The 15075-nt window shown below is 66.5% G+C and carries 16 protein-coding genes and 1 pseudogene; 10 read left to right on the top strand and 7 right to left on the bottom strand.

Going from position 1 to position 15075, the window contains the following annotated elements:
- Positions 1-243: 243 nt before the first annotated feature.
- The gene (locus tag AB0I04_RS01810; protein ID WP_360877339.1) at positions 244-339 is read right to left on the bottom strand and encodes a DUF397 domain-containing protein; all 96 of its coding nucleotides are present in this window, start codon (positions 337-339) and stop codon (positions 244-246) included.
- On the bottom strand, positions 330-1106 hold the full coding sequence (locus tag AB0I04_RS01805) for a helix-turn-helix transcriptional regulator (protein ID WP_360877336.1): 777 nt from the start codon (positions 1104-1106) through the stop codon (positions 330-332). Before AB0I04_RS01805 ends, AB0I04_RS01810 begins: the two co-directional genes overlap by 10 nt.
- 161 nt (positions 1107-1267) lie before the next feature.
- On the opposite strand from AB0I04_RS01805, the gene AB0I04_RS01800 reads away from it, so the two are divergent.
- From AB0I04_RS01800 to AB0I04_RS01785, 4 genes are all read left to right on the top strand, one after another.
- Positions 1268-1675, top strand: coding sequence for an ATP-binding protein (locus AB0I04_RS01800; RefSeq protein ID WP_360877334.1), 408 nt, complete (start codon positions 1268-1270; stop codon positions 1673-1675).
- A gap of 261 nt (positions 1676-1936) precedes the next feature.
- The gene (locus AB0I04_RS01795; RefSeq protein ID WP_360877331.1) at positions 1937-2398 is read left to right on the top strand and encodes a hypothetical protein; all 462 of its coding nucleotides are present in this window, start codon (positions 1937-1939) and stop codon (positions 2396-2398) included.
- Positions 2399-2717: 319 nt separating this feature from the next.
- A complete protein-coding gene (hisS, locus tag AB0I04_RS01790) occupies positions 2718-4040 on the top strand; it encodes a histidine--tRNA ligase (RefSeq protein ID WP_360877328.1) in 1323 nt (440 codons plus the stop codon).
- Positions 4041-4061: 21 nt separating this feature from the next.
- Positions 4062-4673: a hypothetical protein gene (locus AB0I04_RS01785; RefSeq protein WP_360877325.1), complete on the top strand. Its 612-nt coding sequence runs from the start codon at positions 4062-4064 to the stop codon at positions 4671-4673.
- Between the two features lie 88 nt (positions 4674-4761).
- On the opposite strand, the pseudogene AB0I04_RS01780 reads toward AB0I04_RS01785, so the two are convergent.
- Positions 4762-4881: pseudogene (locus AB0I04_RS01780) on the bottom strand (ABC transporter ATP-binding protein); the annotation flags it as partial.
- A gap of 23 nt (positions 4882-4904) precedes the next feature.
- Entirely contained in the window at positions 4905-6056 is a 1152-nt protein-coding gene (locus AB0I04_RS01775; RefSeq protein WP_360877322.1) for a serine hydrolase domain-containing protein, read from the bottom strand.
- A gap of 163 nt (positions 6057-6219) precedes the next feature.
- Here AB0I04_RS01775 and AB0I04_RS01770 point away from each other — a divergent pair, with 163 nt between their 5' ends.
- Positions 6220-7224 carry a substrate-binding domain-containing protein gene (locus tag AB0I04_RS01770; protein ID WP_360877319.1) on the top strand — a complete coding sequence of 335 codons (1005 nt, stop codon included), beginning with the start codon at positions 6220-6222 and terminating at the stop codon, positions 7222-7224.
- 128 nt (positions 7225-7352) lie between these two features.
- Here the strand turns inward: AB0I04_RS01770 and AB0I04_RS01765 are convergent, their stop codons facing one another.
- On the bottom strand, positions 7353-7646 hold the full coding sequence (locus AB0I04_RS01765; RefSeq protein WP_360877316.1) for an antibiotic biosynthesis monooxygenase family protein: 294 nt from the start codon (positions 7644-7646) through the stop codon (positions 7353-7355).
- A 17-nt stretch (positions 7647-7663) separates the two neighbouring features.
- Positions 7664-8710, bottom strand: coding sequence for a LacI family DNA-binding transcriptional regulator (locus AB0I04_RS01760; RefSeq protein ID WP_360877313.1), 1047 nt, complete (start codon positions 8708-8710; stop codon positions 7664-7666).
- 170 nt (positions 8711-8880) lie between these two features.
- On the opposite strand from AB0I04_RS01760, the gene AB0I04_RS01755 reads away from it, so the two are divergent.
- The 5 genes from AB0I04_RS01755 to AB0I04_RS01735 all read left to right on the top strand — a co-directional run bounded on the left by AB0I04_RS01755 (position 8881) and on the right by AB0I04_RS01735 (position 13530).
- Positions 8881-9897 (top strand): sugar ABC transporter substrate-binding protein, encoded by a 1017-nt coding sequence (locus AB0I04_RS01755; RefSeq protein ID WP_360877310.1) that lies wholly within the window; start codon positions 8881-8883, stop codon positions 9895-9897.
- Positions 9898-9901: 4 nt separating this feature from the next.
- The gene (locus AB0I04_RS01750; RefSeq protein ID WP_360877307.1) at positions 9902-10912 is read left to right on the top strand and encodes an ABC transporter permease; all 1011 of its coding nucleotides are present in this window, start codon (positions 9902-9904) and stop codon (positions 10910-10912) included.
- Positions 10909-11721, top strand: coding sequence for an ATP-binding cassette domain-containing protein (locus AB0I04_RS01745; RefSeq protein ID WP_360877305.1), 813 nt, complete (start codon positions 10909-10911; stop codon positions 11719-11721). Before AB0I04_RS01750 ends, AB0I04_RS01745 begins: the two co-directional genes overlap by 4 nt.
- Before the next feature lie 33 nt (positions 11722-11754).
- The gene (locus AB0I04_RS01740) at positions 11755-12726 is read left to right on the top strand and encodes a carbohydrate kinase (protein ID WP_360877302.1); all 972 of its coding nucleotides are present in this window, start codon (positions 11755-11757) and stop codon (positions 12724-12726) included.
- A 123-nt stretch (positions 12727-12849) separates the two neighbouring features.
- Positions 12850-13530, top strand: coding sequence for a lytic transglycosylase domain-containing protein (locus AB0I04_RS01735; protein ID WP_360877299.1), 681 nt, complete (start codon positions 12850-12852; stop codon positions 13528-13530).
- Between the two features lie 12 nt (positions 13531-13542).
- On the opposite strand, the gene glpK is transcribed toward AB0I04_RS01735, so the two are convergent.
- A complete protein-coding gene (gene glpK / locus AB0I04_RS01730) occupies positions 13543-15054 on the bottom strand; it encodes a glycerol kinase GlpK (RefSeq protein WP_360877296.1) in 1512 nt (503 codons plus the stop codon).
- Positions 15055-15075 lie beyond the last annotated feature (21 nt).

Here is a 15075-nt window from a genome sequence, read left to right as displayed (position 1 = left end):
CTGATGGCCTGTTCGGCCGTCACGGTGGCTCTGGCAGCCGCACGGCGGCTCAAAGGTCGCTCGGAAGAGTAGTAGTACCCGCGACGGGTGGGCCAAGGGGACCGCGCGTCTCGCGCCCCTTGCCCCCTCGCGTCATTCGGCGCTTCCGACTGGAAGCAGCAGAAATGGCCTCCGCATGATGCGGAGGCCATTTCTGCTGTCGGTAATGCTATGACCAGCAATGCTCGGTCATGTGGTTGCGGATCACTTAGCGTCGGTGATTACGGTCACCTCAACGCAGTTGCCGCCGTTGTCGCTGCTTCGCTTCGACTTGCGCCACAGTGCGTCCGTCAGATCCATTTCTCTTCCGCCGTTCTTCTGATGTAATTCAGAGACTCTCGTAGGGATAGTGCATGACTGCGGATCGTCTCCCACACATCCTCTAAGGTGGCTATGTCCTCGTGGCTGCTGGTGACGATTCCGCGAACCGCTGTGTCTACATAAGCTACCTCGCTACCGTCTATGGTCCCGATCGTGAAGGCACCAGACAGTCTCGGGCTGGCATCGGATGGGACGACCTGAACGGTGGTCTGTTCTGATACACACTCAACGAGACGCATCAGTTGATCATGCATTACTTTGCTGCCACCCTTGTCGCGATATAGCACCGCTTCGTCGATAACAAAGTGCAGCTTCGGCGGAGGGTCTGCCGAAAGAATCGCCTGACGCTCGATTCGTGTTTGTACCGCTACCTCGTTCCCGTTCAGAAGAACTCTCGCGTAATCCTCGGTCTGCAATAGACCGGGGACGATGGCTTGCTCGTACGAGCGGAGTCTAGACGCCCGGCGTTCTTCGACGAGCCAGTCACGTACCCAGCGTGGCAGGCTCTCATGTTCTAGTAGGTCGAAGAGATCGACTAGCGCCCCGTCGGACACATTGAGCGCCTTCTCTATCGCGATCACCATCTCTCGCGATGGACGCTCTCTCCCCGTCTCGATGGCGCTGATCGTCTTGTCTGAGCAGGGAATCTCCTTGGCTAGCGCCGCCTGTGTCTGACCGGCGCGCTTCCGATGCCGCCTGATGGCTGCTGAGAGCTTGATCAGTGCCGGGCTGGGGGGATTGCCCATGTCGGTGCCTTTCTGTCCGACTCTAGTGAACTCTAGTCGACTCGGGGATTGACTCGAAATCTCTGTGCGTTGGTGACCCCTCCCTTCCGGAGCGTAGCCCGACGTGGGAACTCTGGACAGAGCTTGCGCGAGAGACAAGCCATCAAGGCGGGAGCCATGTCATGGGCCAGAGCACTACGGAGCTGGATGCCGTTCGGACGCTAACGATCGAGGGTCACCCCATAGAGGCCAAGCGCGCCCGTACGTTCGCACGCGAGTGTCTGAAAGGGCTTGGCTGTAGCCCTGACACGATCGACGACGGAGAGTTGATCGTGTCAGAACTGGCAACGAACTCGATCATTGCAGCCCCCGGCAAGAAGATCGAGATATCGATCTTCCCCATAAAGGATCTCGTCGCCATCTACGTCTATGACCCTGTAGACGACCTTCCGCAACCGAAGCGCCTAAGCCTGATCGGGGAAAAGGGGCGAGGTATCCCGATCGTCAAGAAATGCGCCCGCCGATACGGCATCTTCCGAAGTCTGTCAGGAGGGAAAGTCGTCTGGGTGATGGTGAGGCGGTTCTCGTGATCGATGAGACTCTCACCATAGAGCACATCAAAGCACGGTTCTCCGAATGGATCATCGCCTATGACCCTTCGGCGCGTTGCTACTGGCTGCTTCATTGGCGCTACCTGGAAATCGGGTGGTGCTCTGTCAAGTCAATGCTTCACATAGAAGCAGCGATACTTGGCATCCAGCGGAAGTATCCCCCGTACGTCCGTTTCTGGGAGATTGGAACGAATGCCCACTTTTCAAGTCACCTTCGTCCGTCGCGTTGACGGTGAGACGATGGAAGACGCCGGCAATCAGATCGATCAAAGGCGCATCCGGTATGTCACCTACCATGCGGAGTCTCGGAGCAAAGAGGCAGCGTACAACGCGCTGTTCTCAATCCCGCGCCTCGAAGGCATGCGGTCAGACTGGCGTATACGCGAGACGGTAGAGTGCGATCCGCCTCTGCCGAGAATAAAGCCAGTCAAGCGATACGAACGCGCTATAGCGATTCGGATCATCGGCAAGATAAGGCGCGGCGACTACAAGCCTGGAGACATAATGCCGAACCGCGTCGTATGGGCGCAACGGCTTGGCGTAGCCAGGACGACAAATCTCGATGGCGCGATCGAGGTGGCTAAGCAGGCGGGCTACCTGGGCATTCGTTCTCGTCAGCATACCTACGTTCTCCCTCCGGATGGCTGGAAGCCACTTTCGGAAATCCCTGACTATGGCGAGGCTGAGGGAGGCGATAACTAGCCCCCACAGCCGCAGGCAAAAGTCGGGACGGGTGGCGCGCTCGAACCCCCTGCGGGCGCGCCACCTAGGCGTGTAGTCGTGCTTGGCTCTATCGCATTGAGGGACTGGTGAGGAAAGCGCCAGAACTGACACGAAGTTAATACAGGGGCTTATGGTGAAGTGTGGGTATCGCGATGCTCGGACTGTGTAGCGTGGTTGCCTGTAACATCACATCATCGGGCGTAGCGAGCCGGACGAGACTTTGTCCGGATGCAGCCAGTTTGCCCGGTTCAAATGGGTCCGTTCCCAAGCTACGGTCTTGGGAGAAGGGAGTTCCATCATGGCGTCACAGCAGTTCGAGCCCCCCTCTGGTGCGCGGGATTTCCTCGCGAGCGACCTACACGCACGAGATTACGTATTCTCAGTCATCAAAGAGGTCTTCGAACGATACGGCTTTGAGCCACTGCAAACACCAGCATTCGAACGGCTGGAGACGTTGACCGGCAAGTACGGCGACGAAGGCGACAAGCTGATCTTTAAGATCCTCCGTCGCGGCGAGCACGAGGCCACGGGTGAGGCTGACCTGGCGCTTCGCTATGACATGACGGTTCCGCTAGCCCGCGTCGTCGCTGCCTATGGGTCGCAACTTCCTACGCCGTACAAGAGGTACGCCATGGGGCCTGTATGGCGCGCCGACCGCCCCGGCAAGGGACGCTTCCGAGAGTTCGCGCAATGTGACGTCGATGTCGTCGGGTCAACATCACCACTCGCTGACGCTGAGGTTATCGGTGCGGTAACGGGCGCACTGGATGGTTTGGGAGTAGCAAACTTCCGTGTCCTCGTAAATTCGCGCCGAGCGCTTACCGGCCTACTAGAGGTGTACAGCGTACCGTCTGATGTCGGCGGCGGTGCTTTGATCACGCTGGATAAGCTCGACAAGCTTTCTCCTGAAGCGGTCACGCGAGAACTAGTCGATTCTCGTTCCCTGAGTTCGGACACAGCGGAGACGCTTGTTGGTGACCTGACTGCGGATGACGCCGCCGAGCGTATGCGAACCATCCTCAAAGACAGCGAGGACGGCCGCTCGGGGATGGCAGAGATCGAGAATTTCCTAGAACTAGCCAACCCAACCGTTGGCGACGCTCGTATCGAGTTCACGCCCCGGCTCGTTCGTGGCCTGGACTATTACACCGGAGTAATCTTTGAAGTGATCGCGGAAGGAATGCCGGGATCGATCGCCAGCGGTGGCCGATATGACCACCTAATCAGCGCAATGGGTGGCCCGGATCTCCCTGCCTGCGGCGGCTCACTGGGCGTTGAGCGGATCATCGATCTCATCGACTCCGACGCAACCAAGACAGAGCGTCTTGACGTGGCTATCACGGTCATGAACGAACACTCTTCCTCTGACGTAGCGCTGTTCGCGACCGACTTGCGGAATGCGCATCTTCGTACGGAGGTCTACCTAGGAACAAGTCGAAAGCTAGCCAAGCAATTGAAGTGGGCAGCCGACAGGCGAGCACGCTTCACCCTCATCTACGGCGAACAAGAACGCAACGCAGAATCGATCACCGTGAGGGATATGGACTCTGGCGAACAGGCTCTAGTCCCTGTCAAAATGCTTGTGACGCATCTAAAGGAAAGATGCGTCACGTCACGGTAACGACCTGAGGAGGTCACGGTAATGGGTGTGCAAGGCGACCGCATTTTCGCCGCGATCAAATTAAGAGGTTTCCCTGACCCCTGGGCAACCTTCGGAGAATGCATGTCCTGGGAAGCCGCTTATGCGGTACAACTCAAACAGGCAATCGACACCGCCCGCAAAGAGCAGGACGAACAGACCAACGCAACGGTAGAAGCGCTCTTCACTGTCAAGGACGCCAACCTTGCAAAGGCAAGACGTCTACTGGCCGATGTACTCATCGAGTACGACCACAAGGGCATGTGGGCAGAACTCGACGAACGGGCGAGACAACTCGACATCGACGACGTCTCGGAACGCTGGGCGCGCGGTCTGGTCGAGCACCCTTACCCCATCGCGCTCCGCTCTCTTCAGTTCAACTGGACCTACATGAAAGATCACGGCGTTCGGGCGTTCTACGAGATGACCGCCCGATACGTCGACGGTCTCCGGGCGAACACCCATCGGTGGCGCGACGCCTGGAAGCAGGAAGCGGCAACGGGCATCCTCGACCGCGTGACCACGGTCGAGTGTGATCTCGCCTCCGAGGAAGCCCCCATGCACTGCGACGTCTGCAAGAAGACCATCACCGCCCTCCTCTACCTGCACGAATAGCGCGGGAGCGCCGTGCACAGGACCCCGTTGCCCCTGCTGGGGAACGGGGTCCTGACATGTCGCCGGAGTGTCACAATCCCGTATCGGGCTTGCCCGCGCCGTTCGGCCCGAGGAAGCCCGTGACCACTCCGGGCCGGACCGTGAAGGACAGGTCGTCGACCGCGACCCTGCCTCCATAGCGCTTGGTGAGTCTCCGTACTTCGATCATCAGTCCGTTCTCCTTGGATCCGGTCAGCACAGTCCGGCGAACAGAGCGTCGAAGAAGTGCGTCGCCTCCTCCGGCCGTGGCCCGAAGGTGGAGTTGACCTCGATGGTCGTGGTTCGCTCGACCTTGCCGTGGGCGTCCAGGGTGAGGCCGGAGATCGTCTGGAAGCCCTTGGTGGTGCCGGCGTTGCCCCATGCGTATCCCCCGCAGGGCAGCGTGTAGCGGCCCACCCCCAGCCCGTAGGCGAGCTCCGGCGAGCCCGGCGCCGATGGGGTGACGATGACCTTCTCCATCTCCGCGAGCGGGCGGGGCGGCAGCAGGCGTCCGCCGAACAGCGCCGTGTAGAAGCGGGTGAGGTCGCCCGGCGTGGAAATGCCGTCGCCGTTGGCGTCCCCGCCCGACGGGTCGAGATGGGTGACGTCGGCCTCCACCGGGGCGCCGTCCGCCCCGGGCAGCTGCATGTAGCCGTGGGCGTACGCGCCGCGCAGACCGTACTCGAAGGCCTTGGGGAAGTAGCTGTCGCGCATCCCCACGCGGTCGAAGACCCGCCGGGTGACCTCCTCGCGCCACGGGTGACCGGTGACCTTCTCGATCACCATCCCGAGCAGGATGTAGCCGGTGTTGGAATACCTCCACTTCGTCCCGGGCGGGAAGTCGGGACCGTGGTCGAAGGCACGCCGCAGCAGGTCGTCGCGGCCGTAGTGGACGAACGGTGCGAAGGCCTGATGGTCCGGGAGGCCGTCGGAGTACTCGTGCAGACCGCTGGTGTGCTGCAGCAGCTGCCGGATGGTGATCACGTTCGCGTCGCCGGCACTCGGCGGCACCACACCGGGCAGGTACGTCGCGAGCGACGCGTCCAGCGCGACCCGGCCCTCGCCGACCAGTTGCAGCAGCACGGTCGCGACCATCGACTTGACGTTGCTGGCCATCCGCAGATGCCCGTCACGCGGCATCGGGCTCCGGGTCTCGGTGTCGCCCACCCCGCTGACGAAGGTGCGGACCCGCCCTGAGCGGTCGATCGTCCAGGCGAGAGCGCCGGGCAGGCCGTCATCGCGGGTGAGGGTGTCCAGTGCCCGTTGAACCCGCGGGGGCGAGGTCGTGCCCCCGGCGGGCAGGGCCCCGGCCGCCGCGGCCGTCCCGGCCAGCACGGCGGCCAGCGCGATGCCCCAACGTTTCATCTCCGGTCTCCATCCGTCGCACAGTGAGTCGTCGACGACCGACGCTATGGACGGAATGGGTCCGGGCCGTCGGACCGCGGACGGAAAGATGCACGGGCGCGTAGTACCACGGTCGGACGGTGCCGCCCGGGACGCCTACGATCGGTACTAGGGGGGAAGCGCGATGAAGCATGACATCCCAGCGGCGGACCGCCGTACCGGCGCGATCGTCGCCATCGCGGCCCTGTCCCTGGTGGCGGCCGGCTGTGGCAAGGACTCCGGCACCGACGATGAGATCACCGTCGGCCTCATCACCAAGACCGACACCAACCCCTTCTTCGTCAAGATGAAGGAGGGGGCCCAGAAGGAGGCCCGGGCCAAGGGCGTCAAGCTGATGACGGCCGCCGGCCAGTTCGTCGGCGACAACCCGAGCCAGGTCGCGGCGGTCGAGAACATGATCGCGACTGGGGTCAAGGGCATCCTCATCACCCCGAGCGACACCAGGGCCATCGTGCCCAGCCTCAGGAAGGCGCGGGCGAAGGGCATCGAGGTCATCGCCCTGGACACGCCGCCGGACCCGCAGAGCGCCGTCGACGCGCTGTTCGCCACCAACAACCTCAACGCCGGCATCCTGATCGGCAAGTACGCCAAGACCTCCTTCGGCAGCAGGTCCGCGAAGATCGCCATGCTGGACTCGACACGCGGCTCCACCGTCGGGACACTGCGGCACAACGGCTTCCTGCAGGGCTTCGGGATCAAGCAGGGCGACCCGAGGATCGCGTGCCGGCAGAACACCCTGAGCGACGCTGCCGGTGGGCGGATGGCGATGCAGAACTGCCTGCGGAAGTCCCCCGGCATCAACCTCGTCTACACGGTCAACGAACCGGTCGCGCTCGGCGCGTACACCGCGCTCAAGGCCGCCGGCAAGGAGAAGAACGTCGTGATCGTGTCCATCGACGGTGGATGCACCGGCGTCAAGGCCGTGCAGGCCGGCCAGATCGCCGCGACCTCACAGCAGTATCCGCGGAAGATGGCCGCCAAAGGCGTCGACGCGATCGTCGACTTCGCCAAGGGCGGCAAGAAGGCCGGCGGCTACACCGACACCGGCGTCAACCTGATCACCAACAAGCCGCAGCCCGGCGTGGACTCCAAGGACGTCCGGTTCGGCCTCGCCCACTGCTGGGGCTGAGCCGCGACTTCCGGTGAGGCGCGCTGAATCGAGCCGACGCCTTTACGTTGTAGATCAACACCGGAGCGGCTCCGGCCGTGCAGGCCCAGGCGCCGAAGGGGCCGGGGCCGCGGGCGGACCGGCCGGTGTCAGGTCACCGGATCGAGGAAGGTCAGCACCGAGGCGTCCTCCTCGATCAGCGGGGCGAGCGCGGCGTTGAACGGGCCACCGTACGGGGCCTTCAGGTGCGCCTGGAAGGCGTCCTCGTCCCGGTACACCTCGAAGATCCAGTAGGCGCGCGGGTCGGACGCCTTGGTGTAGACGTCGAAGGCGACGTTGCCCTCTTCCTCGCGCACCTTCCGGGCGTAGTCCAGCAGCAGGCGGGCGACCTCGCCCTCCGCTCCCTCGCGGGCGGTGAACTCTGCGAGCAGGGTCTTGTTCACGGTGGGGTGTCCTCTCGTCAGGGCGGCGGAATCTCGCCTGAGCCGCGGGCGATATAGCCGGTCGGGACGACGGCGTGCCGCGCGTGCCGGTGATCGCCGCCGTTGATCCGGCCCAGCAGGAGCCGGGCGGCCATGAGGCCGATCTCGGTGGGGTCCTGGGAGACGACCGACACCCCGGGGCGCAGCATGTCCGCCAGGGGGAAGTCGTCGAAGCCGATGAGCGCGACCCGACCGTGCAGACCCAAGCGCTCCAGCGCCCGGAAGGTGCCGATGGTCAGGAGGTTCTGGGCGGCGAAGACCGCCGTGGGCGGGTCGTCGACCGTCGTGAGGATCTCGCCGATCGCGTGCTCGGCGGCGTCGGCGCTGCGGATGTCGAGGCGGACCAGCCGTTCGTCGACCGGCCGCCCGACGCCGGAGTGCGCCTCCAGATAGCCCTCGTACCGCTCCCGCGCGGTCCAGATCGACCGCATGTCCCCCAGGTACGCGATCCGGCGGTGGCCGAGGTCGAGCAGGCGCCGGACGGCGGCGCGGGTGCCCTCCCGGTTGTCGACGGTGACGGTGTCGACGCGGTCGAGTTCGACGAGCCGGTCGACGCAGACGATCGGCGTGCCCTGGCGGCGGACGGTGGCCAGCTGACCGTCGGTGCCGCCCGTGGGGACGACGATCAGGCCGTCGACCCGGCGGAGGGTGAAGTTGTCGATGAGCTCGTGCTCGCGTTCGGGGTGCTCGTCGCTGCTCCCGGTCAGGACGAGGATGTTCTCGGCGCGGGCGGCGTCCTCGACGGCGCGGTGCAGGGCCGAGGAGAACGGGTTGGCGACGTCCTCGAGGACCAGCGCGATCGTCGCGGTCCGGCGGTCGGCCCGTCGCAGGCTGCTGGCGGTGACGTCGTGCCGGTAGCCGAGGGCGTGGGCCGCCTCGTTGACCCGCTCGATGAGGTCGGCCGCCACTCCGGGCTTACCGTTGATCACCCGTGAGACGGTCGCGAGCCCGACGCCCGCCCGCTGCGCGACGTCGCGCATGGTCACTTTGCCGCGTCGCGGCTCATCACCCGGAATCTCCGCCACCCCGTCCTCCGCCCCATAGCGATCTCCGGCTGATTGTGCCGGAGCTCTGGACAGACCGTACGCCCAGGTCTTACATTCCTGGAAACGTTTCCGGGAAACGTTTCCGAAACCTCGTGGCAACAGTAGTCACCTGCCGCGGCCCGGTCCACGGCGTGGTTGGAGGAATCAAGATGAAGCGCGACATCTGGACATCGAGCCGTCGCCGCACCGGCGTGGTCGTCGCCATCGCGGCCCTGTCCCTCGTGGCGGCCGGTTGCGGCAAGGGCGCGAAGGGTTCGAGCTCCGGCGGTGAGACCACCGTCGGCCTCATCACCAAGACCGACACCAACCCCTTCTTCGTCAAGATGAAGGAGGGCGCGCAGAAAGAGGCCCAGGCCAAGGGCGTCAAGCTGATGACCGCGGCCGGCAAGTTCGACGGTGACAACGCCAGCCAGGTCACGGCGGTCGAGAACATGATCGCGGCGGGCGTCAAGGGCATCCTCATCACCCCGAGCGACACCAAGGCCATCGTGCCCAGCCTGGAGAAGGCGAAGGCCAAGGGCATCGAGGTCATCGCGCTGGACACGCCGCCGGACCCGCAGAGCGCCGTCGACGCGCTGTTCGCCACCAACAACCTCAACGCCGGCATCCTGATCGGCAAGTACGCCAAGACCTCCTTCGGCAGCAAGCCCGCGAAGATCGCCATGCTGGACCTGGCGCCGGGTATCACCGTCGGCGTGCTGCGCCACAACGGCTTCCTGCAGGGCTTCGGCATCAAGCAGGGCGACCCGAGCGTCGTCTGCCAGCAGGACACCCAGGGCGACCAGGCCAAGGGCCAGACCGCGATGGAGAACTGCCTGCAGAAGTCCCCCGACATCAACCTGGTCTACACGATCAACGAGCCGGCGGCGCTGGGCGCGTACACCGCCCTGAAGTCGGCCGGCAAGGAGAAGAACGTCATGATCGTGTCGGTCGACGGCGGATGCACCGGCGTCAAGGCCGTGCAGTCCGGTCAGATCGCGGCCACCTCCCAGCAGTACCCGCTGAAGATGGCCTCGCAGGGCGTCGACGCGGTGGTCGACTTCGCCAAGGGCGGCAAGAAGGCCAGCGGCTACACCGACACCGGCGTCAACCTGATCACGAACAAGGCGCAGGCGGGCGTGGACTCCAAGGACGTCCAGTTCGGCCTCGCGAACTGCTGGGGCTGAGCGAATGTCGACTGCGACCGCTACCGATCGCACCGAGGGGCAGCAGCAGAGCCTGCTGTCCCGCACCTCCCACTTCCTGACCCTCCCGGCCGTGGGGCCGCTCCTCGCGCTCCTGCTGGCCTGCGTCTACTTCACCGTCCGCACCGACCGGTTCCTCACCGGCGCCAACCTGTCGCTGATCGTGCAGCAGGTCATGGTCGTCGGGGCGCTCGCCGTCGGCCAGACGCTCGTCATCCTGACCGCCGGCATCGACCTGTCCAACGGGGCGGTGATGGCGCTCGGGTCGATCTTCATGACCAAGCTGGCCGTCAGCAGCGGGGTGCCCGGCATCCTGGCGATCCTCATCGGCATCGCCGTGTGCACGGCGTTCGGCGCCCTCAACGGCGCACTGGTGACGATGGCGAAGCTGCCGCCGTTCATCGTGACCCTGGGCACCTGGAACATCGCCTTCGCCCTGACCCACGTCTACTCGAAGGACCAGACGGTCACCGGCCTGCCGAAGTCGCTGACCTTCCTGGGCGAGACGTTCCCGATGTACAACACCGACGTCACGTACGGCTCGGTGCTGATGCTGGTGCTGTTCGCGGTGGCCTGGTACGTCCTGCGGCAGACCGGCGCCGGCCGGCACGTCTACGCGGTCGGTGACAACCGCGAGGCCGCCCGCCTCACCGGCATCCCGGACCGCCGCCTGCTGCTCACCGTCTACACGGTCGCCGGGGCCGTCTACGGCATCGCCGCGCTGCTGCTGGTCGGCCGTACGTCGGTCGGCGACCCGCAGGCCGGGCAGACCGACAACCTCGACAGCATCACCGCGGTGGTGCTGGGCGGGATCAGCCTCTTCGGCGGGCGGGGAAGCATCGTCGGCGCCCTGTGCGGCGCGCTGATCGTCGGCGTGATCCGCAACGGCCTGCAGCTGACCGGCGTTCCGTCCATCTACCAGGTCCTCATCACCGGCATCCTGGTCATCGTCGCGGTGAGCGTGGACCAGCTGGCCCGAAGGAAGGGACGGGCATGACTCAGGCGGAAGGGACCGAGGTGCGCCCGGTGTTCGAGGCGCAGGGTCTGATCAAGCGGTACGGCCACGTCACGGCCCTGTCCGGCGCCGACTTCGAACTGCTGCCCGGCGAGATCCTCGCCGTGATCGGCGACAACGGCGCCGGGAAGTCCACTCTGATCAAGGCGCTGTCCGGCGCGATCATCCCGGACGAGGGACGGATCCTGCTGGACGGCAAGCCGGTGCGGTTCCACAGCCCGGCGGACGCCCGCCGGGCGGGGATCGAGACGGTCTACCAGGACCTGGCGGTGGCCCCGGCCCTCGACATCGCGAGCAACATGTTCCTCGGGCGGGAGGTGCGCCGCAAAGGCGTCCTCGGCTCGGTGTTCCGCATGCTGGATCACAAGAGGATGCAGACCGAGGCCAGTGGCCACATGCAGGACCTCAAGATCGGGATCAAGTCCATCAAACAGGCCGTGGAGACGCTGTCCGGCGGCCAGCGCCAGGGCGTCGCCGTCGCGCGCAGCGCGGCGTTCGCCCGGCACGTCGTCATCATGGACGAGCCGACCGCGGCGCTCGGCGTCAAGGAGTCGGGCATGGTGCTGGAGCTGATCCGGCAGGTTCGCGACCAGGGCCTGCCCGTCATCCTCATCAGCCACGACATGCCCGCCGTCTTCGACGTCGCCGACCGGATCCACATCCAGCGCCTGGGTCGGCGGGTGGCCGTCGTACGCCCTGGCGAGGTCGACATGGCCGAGACAGTTGCGATCATGACAGGAGCGGCACCGGGCAACCTCGGCGTCGCCTCGAACGGCAACGGAGCGTCCTGACCGCGCCCCGCGGCCCCGACCAAGGAGAGTGGTGTGATCCCTGACGCCCGTGTCGTCGCGGTCGCCGGTGAAGCGATCATCGATCTCGTCGCCGCCGAGCCCGGCGGCCCGTACCTGGCGCTGCCCGGCGGCAGCCCGGCCAACGTGGCCGTCGGGCTGGCCCGGCTCGGCGTTTCGACCCGGATGATCGCGCGTATCGGCGAGGATCCGTTCGGCCGGACGCTCCGGGCCCACCTCGTACGGAACGGGGTCGACACGGGCGCGGTCGTGCCCGCCGCGGAGCCGTCCTCGGTGGCGTTCGTCCACCACGAGGAGAACGGGGCGCCGTCGTACGATCTGCGCCTCGCGGGGACCGCCGACTGGCAGTGGACCGCGGGGGAACTGGCCCGCGTGGCGCTCGGCGACGTCGCCGCCCTCCACGTCGGCTCGCTCGCCATGGTGCTGCCACCGGGCGCCGAGATGCTCGCCGACCTCGCCCGCCAGGCCCGGGAGACGGCGACGGTCAGCTACGACCCGAACTGCCGCCCGGACGTCATGGAGCGTCTGCCGGACGCACGTTCGCGCATCGAGTCGCTCCTGCGTACGGCGGACATCGTCAAGATCAGCGACGCCGACCTGGAGTGGCTGCGGCCCGGCGTCAGCCCCCGGCGCTTCGCCGCCGACCTGGTCGAGGGAACGCCGGGCGTCAGCGTGGTGATCGTGACGCTCGGGGCGGAGGGCGCGCTGGTCACCGCACCCAACCTCCCGCCGCTCCACCTGCCGGCGTACCCCGTGGAGGTCGTCGACACCGTCGGCGCCGGCGACTCCTACATGAGCACCGTCCTCGCCGGCCTGTACGAGCGCGGGCTGCTCGGGGCCGACCGCCGCCCGGCGCTCCGCTCCGCCCCGGCCTCGGTGATCAGCGAGGTGTGCGCGGAGGCGGCCCGGGCGTCGGCCATCACGTGCGGTCGCCGGGGCGCCGACCCGCCGACCCGCGCGGAGCTCGCGGCCTCCCCGGTGACCTGAAGATGTCCGGGGACGCTGCCGACCCGCGTGTGACCCCGGTCACCTGATCGCGTCACAGATGTCACAACCGAATATCGGCACAAATGGCGTCACCTACGTCGCGACTGGTGCAAGCTGGGAGCCATGTCCCGCCGGAAGTCCCCCACCCCCAAGCGGCCGACGCGTTCGCGTGCCCTGCGGATCCTGCGACGTACGGCCGGCAGCACGGGAGCGATCCTGACCCTCGTCGTCGTCGTCGCGGTCGTCGTCGTCGCCAACATCGACTTCGGCAAGGGGGCCAAGCCGCCCGCCGGCGCCGCGGCGGACGTGTCCACGAACGAGCTCGCCCGGGAGCTGGGCGGCTACACGATGGACCCGATGATGGCCAGGGCCCAGGCCACCGCGAAGGAACGCGCCTACCAGGCCGAGCTCGCCGCCGAGCGCGACGCGAAGAAGCGCGCGGCGGCCGAGCGGAAGCGCCGGGAGTGGGAGGCGTTCAAGCGGAAGATGAGCCACGACCCCAGCGCCTCGGACAACCAGAAGTACGCCAAGCAGATGAACGCCCTGAAGGGCTGGGGCCGCTGCTGGCCGTCGCTGCTGACCATGTGGAACCACGAGAGCGGCTGGAACGAGCACGCCGAGAACCCCGGCAGCGGCGCGTACGGCATCGCCCAGGCGCTGCCCGGCTCGAAGATGTCCTCGGTCGCGTCCGACTGGCGGACCAACTCGATCACCCAGATCACCTGGGGCCTGAGCTACATCGGTTCCCGCTACGGCGACCCCTGCCAGGCGTGGTCCTGGTGGCAGGCCCACCATTGGTACTGAGCGCCCGCCGGGTCACTTGTTGCCGGGCTTGATCCAGTCGAAGGTGCGCTCGACGGCCCGCCGCCAGTAGTCGTACTCGGTCTCCCGGCGGCCTGCGTCCATGCTCGGCAGCCACTGCGCGGCCCGGTGCCAGTTGCGGCGCAGACCCTCCAGGTCGGCCCAGTAGCCGACGGCGAGCCCGGCGGCGTACGCGGCGCCGAGGGACACCGTCTCGGCCGCCATGGGACGGATGACCGGGACGTCTAGTACGTCCGCGATGAACTGCATGAGCAGGTTGTCGGCGGTCATGCCGCCGTCCACCTTCAGGGCCTTGAGCGCCAGCCCGGAGTCGGCGTTCATCGCGTCGACGACCTCCCGGGTCTGCCAGCCGGTCGCCTCCAGGACCGCGCGGGCCAGGTGCCCCTTGGTGATGTAGGAGGTCAGGCCGACGATGATGCCGCGCGCCTCGCTGCGCCAGTACGGCGCGAACAGTCCGGAGAAGGCGGGCACGATGTAGCAGCCGCCGTTGTCCTCGACGGTGCGGGCCAGCGTCTCGATCTCCGGCGCGCTGGCGATCAGCCCGAGGCCGTCCCGGAACCACTGGACGAGTGCGCCGGTGATGGCGATCGAGCCCTCGAGGGCGTAGACCGCCGGCTCCTTGTCGATCTGATAGCCGACGGTCGTGAGCAGGCCGTGGGTGGAGCGGACCGGTTCGGTGCCGGTGTTGAGCAGCAGAAAACTACCCGTCCCGTATGTGCACTTGGCCTCGCCGGGGGCGAAACAGGTCTGGCCGAACAGCGCGGCCTGCTGGTCGCCGAGCGCGGCGGCGATGCGCACGCCGGGCAGCACGCGGGTGGCGCGGCCGTACGTCTCGGTGGAGGGGCGGATCTCCGGCAGCATGGCGCGCGGCACGTCGAAGAACGCGAGCAGATCGTCGTCCCAGGCCAGCGTGGTGAGGTTCATCAGGAGGGTGCGGCTGGCGTTGGTGACGTCGGTGATGTGCACGCCGCCTTCGGGCCCACCGGTGAGGTTCCAGATGAGCCAGCTCTCCATCGTGCCGAACAGCACGTCACCGCTTTCGGCGCGCTCGCGCAGGCCCGGCGTGTGGTCCAAGAGCCAGCGGACGCGCGGGGCCGAGAAGTACGTCGCCAGGGGCAGTCCGCACCGCTCGCGGACCATGTCGGCGTCCGGGCGGGCGGCGAGCTCGTCGATGAAGGAGTCCGTGCGGGTGTCCTGCCAGACGACGGCGCGGCCGATGGGCCGGCCGGTGTGCCGGTCCCACAGCACCGTGGTCTCGCGCTGGTTCGCTATCCCCAGAGCGGCCACCTGTTCGGGGGTGGCGCCGGCGTGGGTGAGGGCCTCGGGCGCGATCCGCTCGAGGTTGCGCCAGATCTCCATGGCGTCGTGCTCGACCCAGCCGGGCTTGGGAAAGTGCTGTTTGTGCTCACGCTGGGTGACCGAGACCAGCCGCCCTCCGTGGTCGAACAGGATGCAGCGCGTCGACGTCGTCCCCTGGTCAACGGACATCACATAGCGTTCTACCATCGTGCCCTCAGTTCCGGGCGC

This window comes from Actinoallomurus sp. NPDC050550 (assembly GCF_040655075.1).
In the GTDB taxonomy this organism is placed as follows: Bacteria; Actinomycetota; Actinomycetes; order Streptosporangiales; family Streptosporangiaceae; genus Actinoallomurus.
This window is presented reverse-complemented; position numbering and strand designations above follow the sequence as displayed.

Excerpts from the sequence above, each read along its gene's own strand:
- AB0I04_RS01770 (WP_360877319.1), top strand. The coding sequence starts at position 6,220 with ATGAAGCATGACATCCCAGCGGCGGACCGCCGTACCGGCGCGATCGTC.
- hisS (WP_360877328.1), top strand. The coding sequence starts at position 2,718 with ATGGCGTCACAGCAGTTCGAGCCCCCCTCTGGTGCGCGGGATTTCCTC.
- AB0I04_RS01745 (WP_360877305.1), top strand. The coding sequence starts at position 10,909 with ATGACTCAGGCGGAAGGGACCGAGGTGCGCCCGGTGTTCGAGGCGCAG.
- AB0I04_RS01755 (WP_360877310.1), top strand. The coding sequence starts at position 8,881 with ATGAAGCGCGACATCTGGACATCGAGCCGTCGCCGCACCGGCGTGGTC.
- AB0I04_RS01735 (WP_360877299.1), top strand. The coding sequence starts at position 12,850 with ATGTCCCGCCGGAAGTCCCCCACCCCCAAGCGGCCGACGCGTTCGCGT.
- AB0I04_RS01775 (WP_360877322.1), bottom strand. The coding sequence starts at position 6,056 with ATGAAACGTTGGGGCATCGCGCTGGCCGCCGTGCTGGCCGGGACGGCC.
- AB0I04_RS01795 (WP_360877331.1), top strand. The coding sequence starts at position 1,937 with ATGGAAGACGCCGGCAATCAGATCGATCAAAGGCGCATCCGGTATGTC.
- AB0I04_RS01805 (WP_360877336.1), bottom strand. The coding sequence starts at position 1,106 with ATGGGCAATCCCCCCAGCCCGGCACTGATCAAGCTCTCAGCAGCCATC.
- AB0I04_RS01785 (WP_360877325.1), top strand. The coding sequence starts at position 4,062 with ATGGGTGTGCAAGGCGACCGCATTTTCGCCGCGATCAAATTAAGAGGT.
- glpK (WP_360877296.1), bottom strand. The coding sequence starts at position 15,054 with ATGGTAGAACGCTATGTGATGTCCGTTGACCAGGGGACGACGTCGACG.
- AB0I04_RS01810 (WP_360877339.1), bottom strand. The coding sequence starts at position 339 with ATGGATCTGACGGACGCACTGTGGCGCAAGTCGAAGCGAAGCAGCGAC.
- AB0I04_RS01800 (WP_360877334.1), top strand. The coding sequence starts at position 1,268 with ATGGGCCAGAGCACTACGGAGCTGGATGCCGTTCGGACGCTAACGATC.
- AB0I04_RS01750 (WP_360877307.1), top strand. The coding sequence starts at position 9,902 with ATGTCGACTGCGACCGCTACCGATCGCACCGAGGGGCAGCAGCAGAGC.